This is a genomic window from Kitasatospora sp. NPDC096077 (genome assembly GCF_040303245.1).
Taxonomy (GTDB): domain Bacteria; phylum Actinomycetota; class Actinomycetes; order Streptomycetales; family Streptomycetaceae; genus Kitasatospora.
On sequence record NZ_JBEOSV010000013.1, the window covers coordinates 69,253 to 89,768 of the forward strand.

A 20,516-nucleotide genomic window follows, 5' to 3' on the forward strand; every position below is an offset into this window, starting at 1 on the left:
ATCCGTACCACCAGCGACATCCGGAGCATCCGCCGGCCGAGCCCGGCCGGCCGCCCCGCAACCCGCTCGCCGCCGCGCACCGGGCCCGTTGGTACGACGACGAGGCCGGACCGCTGGTCCGCCCGTACGCCATGACCAGGGGCCGGACCGGGGCCGGTGAGCAGCAGTTCGACCTGATCGCGGTGGTGGTCTCAGAGCTGCCCGACCCGGGGCTCGCTCCGGACCTGCCCGAGCCGCCGGTCGGCCCGGAACAGGCGCGCATCCTCGGGCTGTGCCGGGGGACGCCGCTGTCCGTGGCCGAACTCGCCGCCGACCTCGACCTGCCGGTGGGAGTCGTGCGGGTGCTGCTCGGCGACCTGCTGGCGGCCGGGCTCATCCGGGTCAGCCGCCCCGTCCCGCCCGCCCTGCTCCCCGACGAGCGCATCCTCCAGGAGGTCCTCCATGGGCTCCGCGCACTCTGACCACCCGTCCTACCGTGGGCCGTCCGGTCACCCGTCCGGCCTGCACACGTCGCTGGATCCGCTGGATCCGCTGGATCCGCACGATCCGCTCGACGTGCTGGATCCGGCCGACAGCGTGCTCGCGCTCAAGATCCTGGTGGCGGGGGGCTTCGGGGTCGGCAAGACGACGCTGGTCGGCGCGGTCAGCGAGATCCGCCCGCTGCGCACCGAGGAGCGGCTCACCGAGGCCGGGCGCGGGGTGGACGACCTGGACGGGGTGGAGCGCAAGTCCACCACCACGGTGGCGATGGACTTCGGCCGGATCACCATCCGGGAGGGGCTGGCCGTCTACCTGTTCGGCACCCCGGGCCAGGACCGGTTCTGGTTCCTCTGGGACGAGTTGGCGCAGGGGGCGCTCGGCGCGGTGGTGCTCGCCGACACCCGTCGGCTGACCGACTGCTTTCCGGCCGTCGACTTCTTCGAGCACCGCGGCATCCCGTTCGTCATCGCGGTGAACCGGTTCGCCGGGACTCGTGGGTACGGCCCGGAGGAGGTCGCCCGCGCGTTGGACCTCGACTCCGGTACGCCGGTGGTGCTCTGCGATGCCCGGCAGCGCTCCTCCGGCAAGGAGGTGTTGATCACCCTGGTCGAGCACGCCGGCCGGGTGCACGCCGCCCGGCTGCTCGCGGAGGTCTCGCCGGTGCCGTGAACGGCCGGTGGAAATCGGCGGACCGGGCGGCGGACGGGTCGGCGGATGCCGGACGGCGAACAGATGTCAGAAGACGGATGACGGAAAACAGATGACAACCAACGGATGACAGATGTTGAAATCTGTCATCCGTCAGTTGTCATCTGTTCCCCCTCCCGCGTCAGCTACCGCTCAGCTGTGCCACTGGAACACGACCTTGGTCCAGGTCGACCCCGGACAGTTGCCCCAGACGTCCCAGGCCTCCGGGCGGGCGCCGATCCACAGGCCGACGGAGGAGGTGCCGTTGGCGCAGTAGGTGATGGTGCGGAGCTGGCCGGAGTAGACGTTGCAGTACCCCTCCCAGCGCCAGCCGTAGTTGGCGGTGATGACGCAGTGGTAGCCGGTGGCGTCGATGTGCGGCGAGGCCGCGACGATGTCGGGGGTGATGGTCGGGTCGGCGGCCGGCGCCGCGGCGGCCGGCAGGGTGGCGGTCCCGAGCACGCCCAGGGCGGCCGTGACGGCCATCCCGAACGTGGCGATCTTCCTGGCGATGCAGCCTCGCATGGCGGTTCTCCTCGCTCCACGGTTCCATCGGGCGGAGTGCCCCGGTCGGCGCGGTGCTGACGGAGCTGAACTCCCGCTTCCCGTCCGGCCGATGACGAACTGCACACGAATGACTGCGCAGGGTGAGAGGACGACTTATGATGTGACCTGTGTCACAAGGTGCTCGGTGGGGCTGGAGTCGGTCCCGGCCGGGCACTCGGGATGCCGATTTCCGGGGAGAGCGGCATGGCGGAATGCAGCGGACGGCAGCCGGGCGGACGGCGGAAGGACTTCGGTCCGGAGCCGCCGGAGCGCCGGTCCGAGGACTTCAACCAGGTGTTCACCGACCTCCTGCCCAGACTCCAGCACGCGGCCACGATGCTCACCGGGAGCCCGCTCGCCGCCGGTGACATCGTCCACGACGCGTACCTGCGGATCGCCCGTCGCCCGGAGCGTTTCCTCAGTCATCCGCAGCCGTACGCCTACGCGTTCACCACCATGGCCAACATCCTGCGCGACCAGTGGCGCCGGGAGCGCCGCCGGGTGCCGCTGCCCGAGGTGCCGGAGCTGGCCGAGGCGGTGGAGTACGCGCGCTCCGCCCTCGACCCGCCGCCCGGCGGGACGGCCGAACTCCAGGCCCGCTGGGAGGTGGTGCGCCTGCTCGGCTTCCTGACCGCCAAGCAGGCCCGGGCCGTGGTCCTGGTGGATCTCGACGGCTACTCGGTCGACGAGGCCGCCGAACTGCTCGGTCTGCACCGCAGCACCCTGGCCGTCACCCGCCGCCGCGCCCACGGCCGGCTGCGCGCCGTGCTGGAGCAGGAGCGCCGACGCGACCCCTGACGAGGCGCGCCGGGCCGCGCCCGGAGCGGCACCTCGGGAGCGGCACCCGGGCGTGGCGCCCCGGGCGTGGCGCGCGGTCATGGCGGGTGCGGGGTCATGGCGGGTGCGGGGTGTTGCGCGGCCGTCCGGCGCGATCCGGGGCGTGCGCGCCCGACGCACCGAGCCGACGGCAAGTCGGCTGATGCGCCACCCCGGCCCGTACGCTGAAAATCGTGATCACGTACGAGGACGACAGCGTCCGCGCCCTGGCCGAGGACGGTCGCTGGCCCGAGCTGCTCGCCGCCTACCGGCAGGGCCGGGCGGCCGCCGTCCTGCAGGCCGGGGAGCAGGCCGCGGTGGCGCTGACCGCGCCGCTCGGCCACCTGATCGCCTATGCGGCGCCGCCCGAGCTGGCCGTCCGGCTGTTCGACGCGGACGGCGGTGCCGGCACGGTCGCCGGGGTGGCCGACCATGACGCCGGTCCGCTCTGGGAGGTGCTGGCGACCCGCCACTCCTGGCTGCGGCTGGCCCCGTTGCTCGGTCCGGCCCCGGTGCGCCGGCTGGTCGCGCACACCCGGGTGCTGCTCGGCGAGGACCTCTCCTACGGGGCCGAGCCCGACCCGGAGGGCGTGCCGCTGCGGCTGGAGCCGTGGGAGAAGGCGGGCTGGGACGAGGCCTCCCGGGTGCGGGAGTACCTGCCCGGCGGGGGCGCGCGCAGTGCGGTGCTGACGCTGCCGGCCAGCCGGGAGGGACTGGGCGAGGTCGAGCTGCCGCAGTCCGGGGCCCGGCCGGGCGGGCAGCGGGTCACCCGGGGGCTGGCCGAACTGGCCGCGCTGGTGCCCTGGGCGGAGGTGGTCTGCGTCCGCGGTCCGGCTCCGCTGGCGGCCGCCGTGCTGGCCCGGGGCCGGCGGGTGGTCGGCGGTTTCCTGCCGTTCGCGCTGGTCTACCCGGCGCTGGTGCAGGCCGCCGCGGTGGGCCGGACGCACGGCGGCGCGCACGGGCGGCTGCGGCTGTGGCGGGCGCTGGGCGCGCTGGCCGGCGCCAACGGGCCGGAGCGCTCCGAGGTGGACGCCCTGGTGGCCCGGATGCGCTGCTTCACCTGGCAGGAGCCGGCCGCCGGGCTGCGTCATCTGCACGTCGCGCTGGAGGATCCGGCCAGCGGGGTGGCCTGGGCGGTCAGCGGCTCGCAGGAGTTCTGAACGCGGGAACCCCCGGCCCGGCGCCTCCCGGGGGATGGATACGAGGCGCCGGGCCGGGGGAGCAGGACGGGTCGCTCAGGCGACCGCGGGAGTCGAGGCTGGGAGGGCCTCCGGTGCGGGGGTGTCGGTGTCGTGGCTGTCGGAGCCGTGGCTGTCGACCAGCGTCAGCTCGTCGAACGGCAGCTCGCCGTCCAGCACCCGGCGGGCGCGCTCGGCGTCCAGCTCGCCGGTCCACTGGCCGATCAGCACGGTCGCCACGGCGTTGCCCGCGAAGTTGGTGAGCGCCCGGGCCTCCGACATGAACCGGTCGATGCCGACGATCAGGCCGACCCCGTCCACCAGCGCGGGCTTGTGCGACTGGAGGCCGCCCGCGAGGGTGGCCAGGCCGGCGCCGGTGACCCCGGCCGCGCCCTTGCTCGCGATCACCATGAACACCAGCAGCGAGAGCTGCTCGCCGATCGACATCGGCTTGTCCATCGCCTCGGAGATGAAGATCGAGGACATGGTGAGGTAGATCGCGGTGCCGTCGAGGTTGAAGCTGTAGCCGGTCGGCACGGTGATGCCGACGACCGGGCGGCTGACGCCCAGGTGCTCCATCTTGGCGATCAGCCGGGGCAGCGCGCTCTCGGAGGAGGAGGTCGAGAGGATCAGCAGGAACTCGCGCCCGAGGTACTTGAGCAGCGCGAACACGTTGATCCCGGCGACCAGGCGGAGCAGCGCGCCGAGCACCACGACGACGAACAGCGCGCAGGTCAGGTAGAAGCCGATCATGATCACGCCGAGGCTCTTCAGGGCGTCGACGCCGGTCGCCCCGACCACGGCGGCCATCGCCCCGAAGGCGCCGATCGGTGCGACCCACATGATCATCGACATGATCCGGAAGACCAGCTTCTGCAGGTGCTCGATCCCGCGCAGCACCGGGGCGCCGGCCGTCCCCATCGCCTGGAGGGCGAAGCCGGCCAGCAGGGCGATCAGCAGGGTCTGCAGCACCTTGCCCTGGGTGAGGGCGGAGAACAGGGTGTCCGGGATCATCCCGAGCAGGAAGTCGGTGGTCGACTGGGCGCCGCCGGCGGCGGCCTGGGCGTGGCCGGCCTTGGCGAGGGCGGAGGTCAGGTGCAGGCCGTCGCCGGGCTCCAGCAGGTTGCCGACCACCATGCCGATGGCCAGCGCGACGGTCGACATGGCGAGGAAGTAGCCGATGGCGAGGCCGCCGACCTTGCCGACCTTCGCGGCCTTGGTGACCGAGCCGATGCCCAGCACGATGGTGCAGAAGATCACCGGGCTGATCATCATCTTGATCAGGTTGACGAACCCGGTGCCGACCGGCTTCAGCTCCACGGCGAAGCCGGGTGCGGCCAGTCCGACCACCACGCCCGCCAGCACCGCGGCGATCACGGCGAGGTAGAGGTAGTGGGTCCGGTCCTTGCGTCTGGGTCCCCCCGCCGTGGCGGTCTCGGTGATCGACATCTGCGGCTCCTTCGCCCTGCAGTCCTGGTGGCCCCGGGTGGTGGGCCGCTCCGACTATGGGGGTCGGGAGTGACGGAGGACACGTTTGCGTTCATAGAGTTCACGGTCGGACGGGAACGGCGCCGGGTGCCGAGTCCCTTGGCGGGCCCTCGGCAGTCCCTCGGCGGGCCCTCATCGGGTTCGGTCCGACCGCTGGGGGCCGCCGGGAACCGTGGTGCACACTGGCAGGCATGTCCGTGAGCACCGCCCCCACCCGCTCGCGTCGCCGCTGGTCCCCCCTGTCCCGCCGGCTGGTCCGCAGTCTGGCCGGGCAGCTGTTCGTCGTCCAGGTGGTCATCGTCGCCGCCGTGGTCGCGGGCGGCGCGGTGCTCGCGTACCTGTTCACCGCCGAACGCACCGAGGACGCGGCCCGTCGCGAGGTCACCTCGGTCGCCCACGCCGTCGCCGACGCGCCGTCCGTACGGTCCGCCGTCGCCGGGCCGGACCCGACCGCGGCGCTCCAGCCGTACGTCGAGCAGGTGCGCCAGGAGACCGGGGTCTCCTTCATCACCGTGATGGACACCGACGGGGTGCGCTGGACCCATCCGCTGCCCGAGCAGATCGGCAAGCGCTACCTCGGGCACATCGACTGGGCGTTGGCGGGCCGGACCCGCAGCGAGACCTACACCGGCACGCTCGGCCCGTCCGTGCGGGTGGTCACCCCGGTGTGGGACGACCGGCACCAGGTGATCGCGCTGGTCAGCGTGGGGCTGACGCTGGAGTCGATCTCCGCGCAGCTGAGCGGACCGCTGCTGGCCCTGGTCGGGGTCGCGGTGGCCGCGCTCGCGCTCGGCGGGGCGGGCACCTACCTCGCCAACTCCCGGCTGCGGCGGCACACCCACGGGATGGGACCGGCCGAGCTCAGCCACCTCTACGAGTACCACCAGGCGACCCTGCGCTCGGTGCGCGAGGGGCTGATCCTGCTCGACCGCGCCCACCGGGTGGTGCTCTGCAATGACGCGGCCCGCGAACTGCTCGGGCTGGAGGGAGAGTTGGACGGGCAACCGGTGGCGGAGCTGGGCCTGCCGGAGGCTCTGGTGGCGGCCGTGCTCGGCGAGGAGCCGGTGCGGGACGAGGTGCACCTGACCGCCGAGCGGGTCGTGGTGCTCAACACCTCCACCATCGGCACCGGCCTCGGCCGGGTGGTGACCCTCCGGGACCACACCGAACTACAGTCGCTCAGTGGCGAGTTGGACTCGGTGCGCGGCTTCACCGAGGCGCTCGGGGCGCAGGCCCACGAGGCCGCCAACCGGCTGCACGCGGTCGTCTCGCTGATCGAACTCGGCCGCCACGAACAGGCGGTGGAGTTCGCCACCGCCGAACTCGCACTCGCCCAGCAGCTCACCGACCGGGTGGTCGCGGCGGTCGGCGAACCGGTGCTGGCCGCGCTGCTGCTCGGCAAGGCGGCCCAGGCGGCCGAGCGGGGAGTGGAGTTGACCCTCACCGAGGACAGCCGGATCGACGACGGGGTGCTGCCGCCCGGGCTCTCCGCCCGGGACCTGATCACCGTCCTCGGCAACCTGATCGACAACGCGGTGGACGCCGCGATCGCCGGGGCCGCGCAGCACCCGGGCCCGCCGGAGGTCACCGTCACCGCGCGGGTCGACGACGGGGCCGGTGCGGGATTCACGGCGAGGGTCGGCGAGGGATCCGAGGCGGGAGTCGACGGCCCCTGTCTGGTGCTGCGGGTCGCCGACACCGGTGCGGGCATCGACCCGGCCGCCGTCGAGGACGTGTTCCGACGCGGCTGGAGCACCAAGCAGGACGGCCGCGGGCACGGCCTCGGCCTGGCCCTGGTCGCCCAGGCCGCCCGCCGCAACGGCGGCACCGTCGAGGTCGGTCGCGAGCGCGGCGCGGTGCTCACCGTACGGCTGCCGCTGGCCGGTCGGGCGGCCCGGGAGCGGGCGGGGGTCCCGGCGTGACGGCGGGCGAAGGGGGCCGGGACGGGATCTCGGTGCTGGTCGTGGAGGACGACCCGGTGGCCGCCGCCGCGCACACCCTGTATGTGGAGCGCGAGCCCGGCTTCCGCGCCGTCGGCACCGTGCACAGCTGCGGCGACGCGCTGCGCTTCCTGGAGCGGGCGCGCGCCGCCGGTGCGCCCGTCGACCTCACCCTGCTCGACCTCTACCTGCCGGACGGCCACGGCCTCCAGCTGTGCCGCACGCTGCGCGCCGCCGGGCACGGGACGGACGTCATCGCGGTCACCTCGGCCCGCGACCTCGCCATGGTGCGGCAGGCGGTCTCGGCGGGCGTGGTGCAGTACCTGCTGAAACCGTTCAGCGCGGCCGCCCTGCACGACCGGCTGGAGCGCTACGCCCGCTACCGCGACAGCCTGGGGCGCACCGGCGAGGCCACCGGCCAGGACGAGGTCGACCAGGCGTTCGCGCTGCTCCGCACGCCCGAGCGCAGTTCGCTGCCCAAGGGGCTGAGTGCGCCCACCCTGGACTCCGTCGCCTCGGTGCTGCGGGAGGCGGCCACCGGGTTGTCGGCGGCGGCCGCCGGCGCCGCCGCCGGGGTGTCCCGGATCACCGCGCGGCGTTACCTGGAGCACCTGGTGGACACCGGGCGGGCGATGCGCGAGCCGCAGTACGGGAGCGTCGGGCGCCCGGAGCTCTGCTACCGGTGGAAGGGGCGGTGACGCCTCCCGCCGGTTCGTCGGGGAGGCGGCCCCCGAACGTGCGGCGGGTCCGCCCGTGACTTTCCGGCGCGCCGCTCGTTGGGCCGTCCGGGGGAGGTGACGGGGAGGTTCACCCGCTCGGGTGGTTCTGGGGGACCTCTAGGCGTTCCACCAGGTCACGGGCGGTAAAGTTAGGCTTACCTAACTTCTTCTGGGGGTTCGCCTTGTCGCTCGCCGCCGTACCCGCCCAGGCCGCCGCCGCCGGGGCCACCGCCTCCGGGTCCACTGCGTCCGGGTCCACTGCCTCCAGGGCCACCGCCGAGGCCGGCACCGCCGGGGCCCCGTCCCCGGGCGAGGCCGTCCTCCGCCGCCAGCGGGTCCGCGAGTCCGCCGCCCGGACGTACGCCCGGTCCTTCCCGATCGTCCCGGTCCGGGCCCACGGCATGACCGTCGAGGGCGCCGACGGGCGGCGCTACCTGGACTGCCTCTCCGGCGCCGGAACGCTCGCGCTCGGACACAACCACCCCGTCGTGCTGGAGGCGATCCGCCGCACCCTCGACAGCGGCGCCCCACTGCACCTGCTCGACCTCGCCACCGCCGAGAAGGACGACTTCACCAGCACCCTGTTCGACAGCCTGCCCGCCGAGTTCGCCGCCCGCGCCCGGGTGCACTTCTGCGGACCGGCCGGGACGGACGCCGTCGAGGCCGCGCTCAAGCTGATGCAGACCGCCACCGGGCGCTCCGGCGCGCTCGCCTTCACCGGCGCCTACCACGGCATGACGGCCGGCGCCCTCGCGCTCACCGGCAACGTCGCCGTCAAGGAGCCGCTGCCCGGCGGCGGCGAGGTGGTCCGGCTGCCCTACCCGTACGACTACCGCTGCCCGTTCGGGGTCGGCGGCGAGGCGGGCGCCGAACTCGGCGTGACCTACGTGGAGCGGCTGTTGGACGACCCCTCGGGTGGGGTGGTGCCGCCCGCCGCGATGATCCTGGAGGCCGTCCAGGGCGAGGGCGGGGTCGTCCCCGCGCCCGACGGCTGGCTGCGCGAGATGCGCCGGATCACCGCCGAGCGCGGCATCCCGCTGATCGTGGACGAGGTGCAGACCGGGGTCGGGCGCACCGGCGCCATGTGGGCCGTCGAGCACAGCGGCATCGTCCCCGACGCGATGGTGCTCTCCAAGGCGATCGGCGGCAGCCTGCCGCTCGCCGTGGTGGTCTACCGCGAGGACTACGACGGCTGGCGGCCCGGCGCCCACACCGGCACCTTCCGCGGCAACACCCTCGCCATGGCCGCCGGCGCCGCCACCCTGCGGTACGTCGCCGCGCACGGGCTGGCCGAGCGCGCGGCCACGGCCGGCGCGCGGATCACCGCCCGCCTGCGGGAACTCGCCGCCGAGCTCCCGGCGATCGGCGACGTGCGCGGGCGCGGGCTGATGATCGGTGTCGAGCTGGTCGACCCGACCGCCGGACCCGACGCCTGCGGCGCCCGCCCCGCCGATCCGGCGCTGGCCGTACGGGTCCGGGAGGCCTGCCTGGCGCGCGGGCTGATCGTCGAACTCGGCGGGCGGCACGACGCGGTGCTGCGGCTGCTGCCGCCGCTCACCATCACCGACGAGCAGATCGCGGCGGTGCTGGAGCGGCTGGCGGAGGCGATCGCGGCGGCTTCGGCGGCGGTGCCGTCCGGCTCGGTCGCGGTTTCGTCCGGCTCGGCCGCCGTTCCGTCCGGCTCGACTGCCGTTCCGTCGGCGTCGGATGCCCGGGGTGGGGCGTGACCGACCGATCCGGTCCCGGCCGATCCGGTTCCGAGCCCGGACTTCCGGGCGGGGAAGGTGCGTTGGACGCCCTGGCCGGTGGCGCGGGCGGGCCGGGGGCGCTCGGCCCGCTGCTGGCCACCGTCCTCGACGCGCTCGACACCGGCACCGCACTGCGCTCCGGACCGCTGCCCGCCGGCAGCCCGGCCGAGATCGCGGCGCTGGTCGCGGACGGGCTGTCCGGCGCCGGCGGGCGCGGCGCCCTGGCCCGGCTGACCGAACTGCTCGCCTACGGCGCCGCCGACCCGGCCGACCCGGCCTGCGCCGCCCACCTGCACTGTCCGCCGCTCGCCGTCGCGGCCGCCGCCGACCTCGCGGTCAGCGCGCTCAACCCCTCGCAGGACTCCTGGGACCAGGCCCCCGCGGCGACGGCCCTGGAGACCGCGCTGCTGGCCGAACTCGCCGCGCTGGTCGGCTTCGACCCGGCGCGCGCCGCCGGGGTGTTCACCTCCGGCGGCACCGAGTCCAACCTGATGGGGCTGATGCTGGCCCGCGACCAGAAGCTCGACGGCATTGTCGAGTTGGACGGCATCCCGGCCGGCGCCCGGCCCTGCATCCTCGCCTCCGAGGCCGCGCACTTCTCCGTCCAGCGCGCGGCCGCCCTGCTCGGCCTCGGCGAACGGGCCGTCCTCGCCGTCCCCGTCGATCGACAACTCCGTATGCCCGCAGCGGAGTTGGAACGGTCACTGGCCGAGGCCAGCTGGGCCGGACGGACCCCGATCGCGGTCGTCGCCACCGCCGGCACCACCGACACCGGCGCCGTCGACCCGCTGGACGCCGCCGCCGACCTGGCCGGACGCTACGGCGCCTGGCTGCACGTCGACGCCGCGTACGGCGGCGGCGCGCTGCTCTCCGACCGCCTCGCCCCACTGCTCGACGGCATCGCCCGCGCCGACTCGGTCTCCCTGGACTGGCACAAGCTCGGCTGGCAGCCCGCGGCGGCCGGGGTGTTCCTGGTCCGCCGGGCGGAGACCTACGTCTCGCTGGCCCGGCGCGCCGAGTACCTCAACCCGGTCGACGACGAGCAGGCCGGCTACCCCAGCCTGCTCGGCCGCTCGCTGCGCACCACCCGGCGGGCCGACGCCTTCAAACTGGCCGTCACCCTGCGCACCCTCGGCCGGGAAGGGCTCGGCCGTCTCGTCGACGCCTGCCACGAGCTGGCGCTGGCGGCCGCGGCCGCCGTCCGGGCCGACCCCTCGCTCGAACTGCACGCCGAGCCGGTCCTCACCGTGCTGCTGTTCCGCTACCGGCCGCCGGGCCTGACCGACGAAGCGGCCCTGGACGAGCTGAACGGGCAGCTGCGCCGACTGCTGCTGCGCGGCGGGCGGGCGGTGATCGGGCGCACCGAACTGCCCGGGGAGGGGCCGGGGCGGGTGCGGTTGAAGCTCACGCTGCTCAATCCGCACACGACGGTGGGGGAGGTGGCGGCGCTGCTGCGGGAGGTGGTCGGCGCGGGTCGCCGGGTCGCCGGGGACCGGGCGGGGTAGCGCCCCCGGCGGGGTGGACGGCTCGCGGGTCCGGTCAGGCGTTCAGCAGGATGCCGCGGGTCAGTTCCCAGGTGTCGGGGTCGGCGGCGACCAGGAGGCCGTCCTCGCAACCCGGCGCCTCCGGGCGGTACGGGCTGCCGTCCATCCGGGCCGAGACGCCACCGGCCTCGGAGAGCAGGAGCGAACCCGGGGCGTGGTCCCAGGGGAGGGTGCGCCAGTAGAAGATGAAGTCGACCCGGCCCTCGACGACCTCCGGGTACTCGATCCCGGCGGCGCTCCGGCCGGGGTGGATCTCGCCGAAGGCCGCGCAGCTGGCCTCCATCCGGTGACGGTCGGCCGGGTCGAGGAAGCGGGTCTTCAGGATGCCGGTCAGCTTCCCGGCGTCGGCGGGCGCGGGCGGGCGGGTGAGGCGCTCGCCGTCCCGCCAGGCGCCGGCGCCCAGTTCCGCTCGGTAGCCGGTCGCGGTGGCGGGCTGCCAGATCCAGGAGGCGACGGTCAGGCCGTTGCGGACCAGCGAGCACATCACGGCGTAGTCGGGGCGGCCCGCGACGAAGTTGGAGGTGCCGTCCACCGGGTCGACCAGCCAGACCGCGGGCTCGTCGTGGATGGCCCGGGCCAGCGCCGGATCGGCGGCCACGGCCTCTTCGCCGACCACCGGGACGGGCAGCAGCTCGTGCAGGCGGCGGGCGATGATCGCCTCGGCCTCGCGGTCGGCGACCGTCACGATCTCGCCGGGCGCCTTCTCCATCACCTCGCCGGCGCTCAGCGCGCGGAAGCGCGGTTCCACCGCCTCGGCCGATGCCTCGGCGAGTATCTCCGCCACCTTGTCCATCAGCACGTTCGCGCTCCCTTCGCCGGTTACCACTGTCCCACGAGTGGGTGGTGGGGGTGGCGGCGGACGGGGGCGACGAACAGATGACAGATGTCGAAATCTGTTATCCGTTATCTGTCATCTGTTCGCTGTGATCTGTTCGCTGTCGTCCGTTTGCTGTGATCTGTTCGCCGTGATGCGCCGGCTGCGATCCGTCGGCCGTGATGTCGGCCGGCGGCCGTCAGTCGCCCAGGTAGTGGAATCCCGGGCGGGGGTGCATCAGGAACTCGTGGTGCGAGATGTTCCAGGCGTAGGCGCCCGCCATCGTGAACAGCACCCGGTCCGCCGCCCGCAGGCCGGCCGCGCCGTCCGCCGCCCGGGCCAGTACGTCCTTGGGCGTGCACAGCTGCCCGGCCAGGGTGGCGCGGCCGCCGGTGACGGCCGGGCGCGGCCAGGGGTGCGGCCAGGCGTCCACCGGGAGCACCGCGAAGGGCTGGGAGTGCCCACGGGTGGCGGGGGTGCGCAGGTGGTGGGTGCCGCCCCGGACCACCGCGAAGTCCTCGCCGTGGCTGCGCTTCACGTCCAGCACCTCGGTCGCGTACCAGCCGCAGTAGGCGGTCAGCGCCCGCCCGGGCTCGATCCGCAGGGTCAGCCCGGGGTGGGCGTCGAGGAGCCCGGCCAGGCCCCTGCCGAAGGCCGTCCAGTCGAAGCGCCGGGCCGGGTCGTCGTAGTCCACCGCCATCCCGCCGCCGATGTTGACCTCGGTGAGCGGGAAGCCGTGCCGCTCGGCCAGTTCGGCCGACCAGGCGACGATCTGCTCGGCGACCGACAGCTGGTCCGCCGCCTCCAGGCCGCTGGCCAGGTGGGCGTGCACCCCGCGCAGGCGCAGTCGGTGCCCGAGCGGTCCGCCGTCGGTGAGCAGCCGGACGCACTCCTTGGCCTGCGCCGGATCGAGGCCGAACGGGGTCGGCCGCCCGCCCATCGCCAACGGCACCGCGTCCAGGGCGTCGGCGACCACCGGCAGGTTGACCCGCAGCAGCACGTCCACGGTCGCCGCCGGCCGCTCCGCCAGGACGGCGGCGAGCCGGTGCAGCTCCTGCTCGCTCTCGATGTGCCAGCGGTGCACGCCGGCGTCCACCGCGGCCGCGATCTCGGCCGGGGTCTTGCCCGGCCCGCCGAAGGCCAGCGGCGCGTCCGGCACGGCGGCCCGCACGTGCGCCAACTCCCCGCCGCTGGAGACCTCGTAGCCGTCGACGGCCTCGCGCAGCGCGGTCAGCAGCGGCGCCTCCGGGTTGGCCTTGGCGGCGTAGTACAGCTCGACCCGGTCGGGCAGGGCGGCCCGGACGGCCGCGGCGTGCTCGCGCAGTGCGGCCAAGTCGTAGACGTAGGCGGGAAGTTCGTCGGGTGCCAGGGCAGCGACGTGACGGTGGACGGGGTTGCTCATCGGACGGTGCTCCCGGCGGGAAGGTGGGCGGTCATGCGGGCGGCCTCGGCGAGCACCGAGCCGGCCAGCGGGGAGGGCAGCCGGACGTACCCGGCGTCGCGGTCGGCCTTGCGCTCCCAGCGGGTCAGCAGGTTGGCCTTGGCGGGCAGCGGGACGCCGGCCAGCAGCGCCCGCAGTCGGGGCGGGCGGCCGTGCGCGGCGGCGTACTCCTCCAGGGCGTCCCGGACGGCCTGCCAGAGCGCGCCCTCCAGCTCGGGGTGGCGGTCGGCGAGGGCGGCGAGCAGTTCGGCGACGTGGTTGACCAGCAGGCAGTAGACCACCCGGTCCCAGCCGCGCTCGGCGTCGTAGGTCATCGGGCCGGCCACCTCGGGCGGCAGGGCGGCCAGGATGTCGGCGTTCTGCTCGGGGACCAGCTTGGTGCCCTCCAGGTCCCGGAACAGCACCTGCGCCGGGCGGCCGTCGGCGTCGACGCCGATCAGCACGTTCTGCAGGTGCGGCTCCAGCACCACGCCGTGGTCGAAGTAGGCGGCCAGCACCGGCGGGAGGAGCAGCCGCAGGTAGTCGCGCCACCAGCCGAGGGCGGCGGCGCCGTCCGAACCGTCGCCCAGCAGACGGGAGATGTGCGCCGAGCCGGTCGGGTGCTCGTCGGCCACGGCTGCGGCGAGCAGCGGGGTGACCCCGGGCCGCAGCAGGTCGCCGAAGCCCTCGCGCAGGATCAGGCCGAAGCCCTCGTACAGCGCCCGGTCGGGGTGGCCGTCGGCGCCGGGCAGGGCGAGGGTGCGGAAGGCGGGCTCGCGCAGCATCGCCGCGTCCGGGAAGCGCCGGGCGAGGTCGCCGAGCGCGGGGGCGAGCAGCCGGGTCAGCTGGACGGCGCCGGTGAGCTCGTAAGCGGCGTTCTTGCGCAGGCAGTTGGTGATGCGGACGTTGAGGCTGAACTTGAGGAAGGCGTCGGCGCCGTACAGCGTGCGCACCGAGGCGGTGGCGGCGAACCGCTCGCCGCGCGGGCCGAGGTCCAGCACGTCGCCGCGGGCCAGGGCGGCGCGCAACAGCGGGTGGTCGCCGATCAGTTGGTACTGCCAGGGGTGGGCGGGCAGCAGCCGGTAGCCCTCCGGCACCTCGCCGAGGCCGTCCAGGACGGCACTCGCCCCCGGGTCCAGGGACTCCTCGGCCAGCAGCTCGGTGCGGACGGCCAGGTGGCGCAGCGGGAAGGCCGCGCGGGACTCCGGCACGTAGTGGCGCCAGTCGCCGCGGGCGGCGGAGCGGGACTTGGGGGCCGGGTGGAAGCGGTGGCCGAACAGCAGGGACTGCTCGGACTCCAGATAGCGGTCCGTCCCGGCGGCAGGGCGCCCGGTCAGGCCCTCGCCGACGCCCTGATGGCTGGAGGCGACCTGGTCGAGGAACTCCTCGTTCACCGTGCCGGTCCGCAGCTCCAGTTCCTCCTGGGCGTGACCGGCCAGCTCCCGCCAGTCCAACTCGCGCCAGCCGTCCGGGGTTTCCTCGGACACCGGGCCGGTGAAGCGGTGCGCGCCGAGCAGTGAGGTGCGGCGCAGGGCGACCCGCAGCAGGGCGCCGCGGCGCGGCAGGCGCAGCAGCAGGTGGCCGTCGTCGACGGCGGTCTGGTGCTCGGGGGCGGACACCTCGCGCAGCAGGCAGTTGAGCAGGGTATGGGCCACCGCGTCCTCGGCGGTGGGCAGTTCGGCCTCGTTCGGTTCGGTGGTGCGCGGTTCGGCCTCGTTCGGTTCGGTGGTGCGCGGTTCGGTGGCGCGCCGGGTGGACTGGGCGGCCGGGAGAACGGTGGGCCGGGCGGTCATCGGGGACTCCTACGGGTCAGGAGGGCGAGCAGGGCGGCGGCCAGTGCGGCGACGGTGCCGGTGACGACGGGGGCGGCCGGTCCGCTGCTGCCGTTGGCGAGCGCGGCGGCGAGTCCGGCGGCCACCGCACCGCACTTGGAGACGGTTTCGCGGGTGCCGAACATCCGGCCCGGCGCGCGGCCGCGGGCGGCGTCGGCGGCCAGCACGGCGAGGCAGACCAGGCCGAAGGTCATGCCGAGCCCGAGCACCGCCCGGGTGAGGGCGAAGGTCAGCAGCGAGTGGGCCGGGGCGTGCCCGGCCAGGCCGAGGGCGACCAGGGCGAAGCCCAGCGCCAGTCCGGTTCGGGGGCGCGCTTCGACGGCACTGTGCACCCGTCCGGCGCCGATCAGGTAGACCAGGTGCGGCAGCGCGAACAGCAGGCCCGCGACCGTGCTGTTGACGCCCGGCAGCCGCTGCTGGACCAGGGTGATCAGGTACGGGAACGAGATGATGGTGGCGAAGACGAAGGCGAACTCGAAGGTGTAGAGCAGCCTGAGCGAGCCCGGCGGGTCGGTCTGGGTGGTACTGCGGCCCGCCGGGGAAGTGGTCGGACGGTCGGGCTCCGGGAGGAAGTTGAGCAGCACCGCGGCGGTCAGCGGCAGCACCGCCATCACCAGGTACTGCCGGTGCGGGCCGATCCACGGCGACAGCGCACCGACCAGGATCGGCGCGGCGACCAGCGCGGCCCGGGCGCTGCCCTGCATCAGGGTCAGCGCCCTGGACAGCTGGGAGCCGTCCAGGGCTGCCGCGAGGTAGCCGTTGGTGGCGGAGAAGGTGCCCCCGAGGAAGCCCTGGAGCACCAGCGCGAGGGTGAAGGCGGGCAGGCTGTCGGCGGCTCCGGCGAGCAGGAACGAGACGGTGAGGCCGAGTTGGGCACGCAGCAGCAGCCGTTTCTGGCCGAAGCGGTCGGCCAGTCGGCCCCACAGCGGTGCGCCGAGGGCGGTGAAGACGGTCGGCACGATGTAGAGCAGACCGGCCCAGTGTCCGCTGTGGTCGCCGAGGCCGGGCAGGATCTCGGTGAGGTAGGGCGGCAGGCCGAGGGCGGCGAAGGAGGCGACGAAGTAGCAGGCCGCCACCGCGTGCACCTGGCGCCGGTCCAGTCCGACGGCTTCGGCCGGCCGGGCCAGCCGCTCGGCGGTCCTCATGAACGTTCCTTCGGAAGAAGGTAGTTGGGGCCGTCGGTGTAGTGCTTGTTGATGTCGGCGGCGCCGCTGCGCTCCTTGCTGAGCAGGGTGCCGGCGCTCACCATGGCCTTGACCGGCAGCCGTTCGGCCTCCAGCAGGTCCGTGCGCAGCGGGTGCCCGGCCGGGCCGAGGCGGTCGACCGCCTCGGTGAGGACGGTGCGCAGCAGCTCCAGGCTCCGTTCCAGCGGCACCCGGCCGTGCGCGGCCAGTCCGAAGGCGAGCGAGGCGGTGCACAGGTGGCCGGTGATCGTGGTGAACAGGTCGGTGAGCGCGCGGTCCTGGTCGCCGAGGATCCGCGGGTCGCGGAACTCCCTTGAGAGTGACTCCAGTTCGGGGATCGGGGAGGTGGCGACCCGGGCGGTGCTGAGCCGCGGGCCGTCGTTGTCCTTGTAGAGCAGTCGCAGGCCGGTGCCGTCGAGGACGAGCGAGGTGTTCTGCTGGTGCGACTCCAGGGCGATGCCGTGGCCGAACAGGGTGGTCTGCCAGTCGACCAGGAGCCGCAGCACCTCCTCGTACAGCGCGGGTACCGAACCGTGGTGGAAGCGGTCGGCGAGCTGGTCGATCACCAGTCGCCCGTCCGGCGCCTCGGCGAGCAGGGCGGCCAGCGGCACGGTGACGGCCCCGTCCGGGCCGTCCGGGTAGCGGCGCAGCAGGACGGCCAGCAGCTCGTCCTCGGCGTGCGCGTAGCACTGCTCGTCGGCGTGCAGCACCCGGCCGGCGAAGCGGGGTTCGTGGGCGGCCACGGCCTCCACCAGGCGCTGTCCGACCGCGCCGTTGACCAGCGTGACCGGCTTGATGGTGCGCCGGTTGCGCAGGCCCAGGGTGGCGGTGGCGAGCGGCAGTTTGAGGTGGCAGGTCGGGTCCGCGGCGACGGCGACGGTGCGCATGGACAGCGTCGGCAGCACGTCGAGGTACGGCTCGGGGGCGAGCACGGCGCCCGGCACGATCCGGGTGAAGTCCTCGTCGGCGGTGAGCGGATGGACCGGTACGGTGCGGAACTCGCCGGGCACGCCCAGCTGTTCGGCGCTCGGCCACCAGGCGGGAAGTGGGCCGGTGCCGTGCACGGTCAGCCGGTCGGCCGGGACGGCGAGCCAGCGCAGCGCGAAGGTCGGGTGGAACTCCGGTGCATGCTCGCGCAGTTGCCGCTCGGTCAGGCCGGAGCGGCCGCGTGCGGTCGGGTAGACCGGGTGGTCCAGGAAGGCGGCGAGGGCCTCGAAGCCGAGCGAGGCGTACGGGCCGGTCCAGTCGGCCACGTCCTTGCCGTAGCGCTCGGCGAGTTCGGCGAGCACCTCGGGGCGGATCCGGTCGTGCAGCTCCATGGTGGCCAGGGTCTGCCGGCACTCCTCGGCGAAGGCCAGGTGCCCGGGGCGGTCCAGCGGGTCGGCGAGCTCCGCCAGCCGGGCCAGGATCGCGGCCAGGTCGGTGAGGCGGGCGCCGTCCAGCTCCAGTTCCGGCAGCCGGGCCGCGTGGTCGGCCTGGAAGCCCTCGGGGGTGACCGGCAGGGCGAGCGTACCGTTGTCGAGCCAGGGCCCGTCGGGGCGCTGTTCCAGGACGCCGTCGGTGCGCAGGCCGAGGACGTCCTCGCGCAGCAGGGCGGACAGCACGCGCAGGGTGAGCTGCTCGGCGGCGCCCGACGGACCGGCGGTACTGCTGCCGGCGGTACTGCTGCCGGAGGGCGCGGCGTCGGCCGGGGTCATGAGGCGATCTCCCAGCGGTTGGCGGCGATGAACCCGGCCACGGCGGAGTCCACCGCGTCCTGGTCCGGGCCGACCGCCCAGACGATGCCCAGGTAGTCGCGGTTGGTGCCGTAGAGCTCGTGCCGGGCGCCGAGTTCGCGCACCGGGCGGTAGGAGAGCGTGACGCCGTCGGTGCGCCGCTCGAAGTGCGGCTCGGGCGCGACGGTCAGGGTGCCGGGCCGGTCCGCGCAGACCCGCTCGTGCCGGGCCCGGTGGTCGGTGCGGGCGCCCAGGTCGGCGGGCAGTGCCTCGCCGAGGTGGGCGCGCAGCACCAGCTCGAAGTAGGGGACCCGGAGGATCTCGGCCAGCATCAGATCGCACTGGTCGCCGATGGCGCGGTAGTTGACCTCGATCAGGCGGGCGCGGCCGTCCGGCTGGAGGATGAACTCGGTGTGGCAGGCGCCGAGTCCGACGCCGAGGGCGTCGAGCTGGGCGAGCACCTGGTCGACCACGGCCCGGGGGTGCGCCGGCTCGAAGGTCAGCACCTCCTCGATGAAGTCCGGCGGCGGGGAGAGCCGGGTGCGGAAGCCGCCCAGGACGTGCCGGGCCCGGGCGTCGCCGAGGGTCTCCAGGGTGCACAGCTCGCCGGTCAGGAACTCCTCGACCACCAGGGTGGCGCCGGGTCGGCGCTGCTGGATCTCCGCGACCCGCCGGGCGAGTTCGGCGGCGTCGGCGACCAGCGTGACGTCCTCGCTGGCGACGCCCTCGCGCGGCTTGAGGATGCAGGGGAAGGGCGGGGTGAGGGCCGCCGGGTCCTGGCCGGGCGCGAGTTCGGCGGACCACACCCGGTCCAGCCCCTGCTCGGTGAGGTGGCGGCGCAGTTCGCCCTTGTTCTTCGCCCGGTACGCGGCCTTCCAGTCCTTGCCCGCCAGGCCGAAGTAGTCGGCGACCAGGGCGGTCTGGGTCTGCAGGTGGTCGCTGTTGCTGAACACCGCGTCGGGGGCGTGGTGTTGGGATATCAGCCCGATGACCTCGCGGAAGTCCTGGACGTCGCACTCCACCACCTCGCACGCGAAGTCCGCGTCGGCGTAGGCGCGTTGGTGGGCCTCGACGTGGTCGGTGAGGACGGTGACGTCGAGACCGAGCCGGGCGGCGGCGGGCAGGAAGCCGCGGGTGACCGAGTCGGTGGGGTTGAGGGCGAGCAGGTAGAGCCGCATGGGGAGGGTCCTCGGGGGAGCGTGGTGACGGGCGAAGGGCGGCGAACGGCCGACGGCGAACGGATGACAGATGGTGAAATCTGTTATCCGTTATCTGTGATCTGTTATCTGTTCGCCGTCGTCTGTCGGCTGAACTCTGAAATCTGTTTGCCGTCGGCCGTTCGCGGTGCGGCGAGGTCTACTTCGGCGCGTCCACGCCCGCCGCCTTCGCGATGTCGACGAGCATCGCGTCCGCCGCCTGGACACCGATGCCGGACATCCAGGTCTCGTCCGGCACGGTGAACACCTTGTTGTTCTTGACGGCGTTCAGGCCCTGCCAGACCGGGGTCTGCTGGACCTCGCTCTCCTTGGTCTTGGACGGGTCGTCGGCGGTGGTGACGAACACCAGGTCCGCGTCGGCCTGGCTGATCTGCTCGGCGCTGACCTCGATGATGTTCTTGTCCACGTCCTGCGAGGCCGGGCGGGTCAGGCCGACGTCCTTGAGCACCACGCCGCTGTAGGAGGCCTTGGCGTACAGGCGGGTCGGCCCGGCGACGAAGCGGACCACCGAGGCGGTCGGCATCGTCCCGTTGTACTTCGCCTTGATCGCCTCGCCCAGCTTGTGCGCCCGCTCCTCGTAGTCGGCCAGCGCCTTCTTCGCCTCGTCCTCCTTGCCGAGCGCCTGGGCGTACAGCGCCAGGTTGTCCTTCCACGGGAAGCCGGTGGTCTCGGCCAGCACGGTCGGCGCGATCGCGTTCAGCTGGTCGTACACCTTGGCGTGGCGGACCTTGGAGGAGAGGATCAGGTCGGGCTTGAGGGAGGCGATCAGCTCCAGGTTCGGCTCGTTCATCGGGCCGACGTCCTTGGTGTCCTTGATCTTGTCCTTGAGGTAGTTCGGGAACCCGCCCTCGGTCTTCATGTGCGGGGACACCGCGCCGACCGGGGTGATGCCGAGCAGCGTGACGTCGTCCAGCTCGCCGCTGTCCAGCACCACGACGCGCTTGGGCTGCGACTTGATCTGGGCGGTCCCGGCCGCGTGCTTGACGGTGCGCGGGAACCCGGCGGCGGTGCCCGCCGAGGCGGCGGAGGACGCGGAGTCACCGCCGGACTTGCCGGTGTCCCCGTTGCTGCCGCAGGCGGCGAGGAGCGTGGCGGAGAGCGTGACGGCGAGGACGGCGACGGGGAGTCGGCGGTTCATCGGAGTTCCTTGGATCGGGTCGAACGGGGAGGACGGGGGGACGGGCAGGG

At 74.1% G+C, this 20,516-nt stretch carries 17 protein-coding genes; 8 read left to right on the forward strand and 9 right to left on the reverse strand.

Annotated features, from left to right (window positions below; translation table 11 throughout):
• The first annotated feature begins 113 nt into the window (after positions 1–113).
• Together ABTZ03_RS15055 and ABTZ03_RS15060 are read left to right on the forward strand one after the other, a co-directional pair.
• A complete protein-coding gene (locus tag ABTZ03_RS15055) occupies positions 114–461 on the forward strand; it encodes a DUF742 domain-containing protein (protein ID WP_350513452.1) in 348 nt (115 codons plus the stop codon).
• Complete coding sequence (locus tag ABTZ03_RS15060) at positions 442–1,149, forward strand: GTP-binding protein (protein ID WP_350513375.1); 708 nt, start codon at positions 442–444, stop codon at positions 1,147–1,149. Before ABTZ03_RS15055 ends, ABTZ03_RS15060 begins: the two co-directional genes overlap by 20 nt.
• A gap of 171 nt (positions 1,150–1,320) precedes the next feature.
• On the opposite strand, the gene ABTZ03_RS15065 is transcribed toward ABTZ03_RS15060, so the two are convergent.
• Entirely contained in the window at positions 1,321–1,692 is a 372-nt protein-coding gene (locus tag ABTZ03_RS15065) for a hypothetical protein (protein WP_350513376.1), read from the reverse strand.
• 225 nt (positions 1,693–1,917) lie between these two features.
• On the opposite strand from ABTZ03_RS15065, the gene ABTZ03_RS15070 reads away from it, so the two are divergent.
• Positions 1,918–2,511 carry an RNA polymerase sigma factor gene (locus ABTZ03_RS15070; protein WP_350513377.1) on the forward strand — a complete coding sequence of 198 codons (594 nt, stop codon included), beginning with the start codon at positions 1,918–1,920 and terminating at the stop codon, positions 2,509–2,511.
• 212 nt (positions 2,512–2,723) lie between these two features.
• The gene (locus tag ABTZ03_RS15075) at positions 2,724–3,689 is read left to right on the forward strand and encodes a hypothetical protein (protein ID WP_350513378.1); all 966 of its coding nucleotides are present in this window, start codon (positions 2,724–2,726) and stop codon (positions 3,687–3,689) included.
• Positions 3,690–3,764: 75 nt separating this feature from the next.
• Here ABTZ03_RS15075 and ABTZ03_RS15080 read toward each other — a convergent pair whose 3' ends face one another.
• The gene (locus ABTZ03_RS15080) at positions 3,765–5,156 is read right to left on the reverse strand and encodes a cation:dicarboxylate symporter family transporter (RefSeq protein WP_350513379.1); all 1,392 of its coding nucleotides are present in this window, start codon (positions 5,154–5,156) and stop codon (positions 3,765–3,767) included.
• A gap of 230 nt (positions 5,157–5,386) precedes the next feature.
• Between ABTZ03_RS15080 and ABTZ03_RS15085 the strand changes: the two genes are divergently transcribed.
• From ABTZ03_RS15085 to ABTZ03_RS15100, 4 genes are all read left to right on the forward strand, one after another.
• Positions 5,387–7,117, forward strand: coding sequence for a sensor histidine kinase (locus ABTZ03_RS15085; RefSeq protein ID WP_350513380.1), 1,731 nt, complete (start codon positions 5,387–5,389; stop codon positions 7,115–7,117).
• On the forward strand, positions 7,114–7,833 hold the full coding sequence (locus tag ABTZ03_RS15090) for a response regulator (RefSeq protein ID WP_350513381.1): 720 nt from the start codon (positions 7,114–7,116) through the stop codon (positions 7,831–7,833). Before ABTZ03_RS15085 ends, ABTZ03_RS15090 begins: the two co-directional genes overlap by 4 nt.
• A gap of 203 nt (positions 7,834–8,036) precedes the next feature.
• On the forward strand, positions 8,037–9,581 hold the full coding sequence (locus ABTZ03_RS15095) for a diaminobutyrate--2-oxoglutarate transaminase (RefSeq protein ID WP_350513382.1): 1,545 nt from the start codon (positions 8,037–8,039) through the stop codon (positions 9,579–9,581).
• 62 nt (positions 9,582–9,643) lie between these two features.
• Complete coding sequence (locus ABTZ03_RS15100; RefSeq protein ID WP_350513383.1) at positions 9,644–11,107, forward strand: pyridoxal phosphate-dependent decarboxylase family protein; 1,464 nt, start codon at positions 9,644–9,646, stop codon at positions 11,105–11,107.
• Between the two features lie 34 nt (positions 11,108–11,141).
• On the opposite strand, the gene ABTZ03_RS15105 is transcribed toward ABTZ03_RS15100, so the two are convergent.
• From ABTZ03_RS15105 to ABTZ03_RS15135, 7 genes are all read right to left on the reverse strand, one after another.
• A complete protein-coding gene (locus ABTZ03_RS15105) occupies positions 11,142–11,939 on the reverse strand; it encodes an inositol monophosphatase family protein (protein ID WP_350513453.1) in 798 nt (265 codons plus the stop codon).
• 220 nt (positions 11,940–12,159) lie between these two features.
• A complete protein-coding gene (locus ABTZ03_RS15110) occupies positions 12,160–13,362 on the reverse strand; it encodes a type III PLP-dependent enzyme (RefSeq protein ID WP_350513384.1) in 1,203 nt (400 codons plus the stop codon).
• On the reverse strand, positions 13,359–15,173 hold the full coding sequence (locus ABTZ03_RS15115; RefSeq protein WP_350513385.1) for an IucA/IucC family protein: 1,815 nt from the start codon (positions 15,171–15,173) through the stop codon (positions 13,359–13,361). Before ABTZ03_RS15115 ends, ABTZ03_RS15110 begins: the two co-directional genes overlap by 4 nt.
• Entirely contained in the window at positions 15,170–16,357 is a 1,188-nt protein-coding gene (locus tag ABTZ03_RS15120; RefSeq protein WP_350513386.1) for an MFS transporter, read from the reverse strand. The genes ABTZ03_RS15115 and ABTZ03_RS15120 overlap by 4 nt, the downstream gene beginning before the upstream one ends.
• Positions 16,354–18,093 (reverse strand): IucA/IucC family protein, encoded by a 1,740-nt coding sequence (locus tag ABTZ03_RS15125; protein WP_350513387.1) that lies wholly within the window; start codon positions 18,091–18,093, stop codon positions 16,354–16,356. Before ABTZ03_RS15125 ends, ABTZ03_RS15120 begins: the two co-directional genes overlap by 4 nt.
• Positions 18,090–19,289: an ATP-grasp domain-containing protein gene (locus tag ABTZ03_RS15130; protein ID WP_350513388.1), complete on the reverse strand. Its 1,200-nt coding sequence runs from the start codon at positions 19,287–19,289 to the stop codon at positions 18,090–18,092. Before ABTZ03_RS15130 ends, ABTZ03_RS15125 begins: the two co-directional genes overlap by 4 nt.
• Before the next feature lie 178 nt (positions 19,290–19,467).
• A complete protein-coding gene (locus tag ABTZ03_RS15135) occupies positions 19,468–20,466 on the reverse strand; it encodes an ABC transporter substrate-binding protein (RefSeq protein ID WP_350513389.1) in 999 nt (332 codons plus the stop codon).
• Positions 20,467–20,516 lie beyond the last annotated feature (50 nt).

Coding starts and splice junctions, on each gene's coding strand:
- ABTZ03_RS15130 (WP_350513388.1), bottom strand. CDS start 19,289: ATGCGGCTCTACCTGCTCGCCCTCAACCCCACCGACTCGGTCACCCGC.
- ABTZ03_RS15070 (WP_350513377.1), top strand. CDS start 1,918: ATGGCGGAATGCAGCGGACGGCAGCCGGGCGGACGGCGGAAGGACTTC.
- ABTZ03_RS15085 (WP_350513380.1), top strand. CDS start 5,387: ATGTCCGTGAGCACCGCCCCCACCCGCTCGCGTCGCCGCTGGTCCCCC.
- ABTZ03_RS15110 (WP_350513384.1), bottom strand. CDS start 13,362: ATGAGCAACCCCGTCCACCGTCACGTCGCTGCCCTGGCACCCGACGAA.
- ABTZ03_RS15135 (WP_350513389.1), bottom strand. CDS start 20,466: ATGAACCGCCGACTCCCCGTCGCCGTCCTCGCCGTCACGCTCTCCGCC.
- ABTZ03_RS15120 (WP_350513386.1), bottom strand. CDS start 16,357: ATGAGGACCGCCGAGCGGCTGGCCCGGCCGGCCGAAGCCGTCGGACTG.
- ABTZ03_RS15080 (WP_350513379.1), bottom strand. CDS start 5,156: ATGTCGATCACCGAGACCGCCACGGCGGGGGGACCCAGACGCAAGGAC.
- ABTZ03_RS15060 (WP_350513375.1), top strand. CDS start 442: ATGGGCTCCGCGCACTCTGACCACCCGTCCTACCGTGGGCCGTCCGGT.
- ABTZ03_RS15065 (WP_350513376.1), bottom strand. CDS start 1,692: ATGCGAGGCTGCATCGCCAGGAAGATCGCCACGTTCGGGATGGCCGTC.
- ABTZ03_RS15105 (WP_350513453.1), bottom strand. CDS start 11,939: ATGGACAAGGTGGCGGAGATACTCGCCGAGGCATCGGCCGAGGCGGTG.
- ABTZ03_RS15125 (WP_350513387.1), bottom strand. CDS start 18,093: ATGACCCCGGCCGACGCCGCGCCCTCCGGCAGCAGTACCGCCGGCAGC.
- ABTZ03_RS15115 (WP_350513385.1), bottom strand. CDS start 15,173: ATGACCGCCCGGCCCACCGTTCTCCCGGCCGCCCAGTCCACCCGGCGC.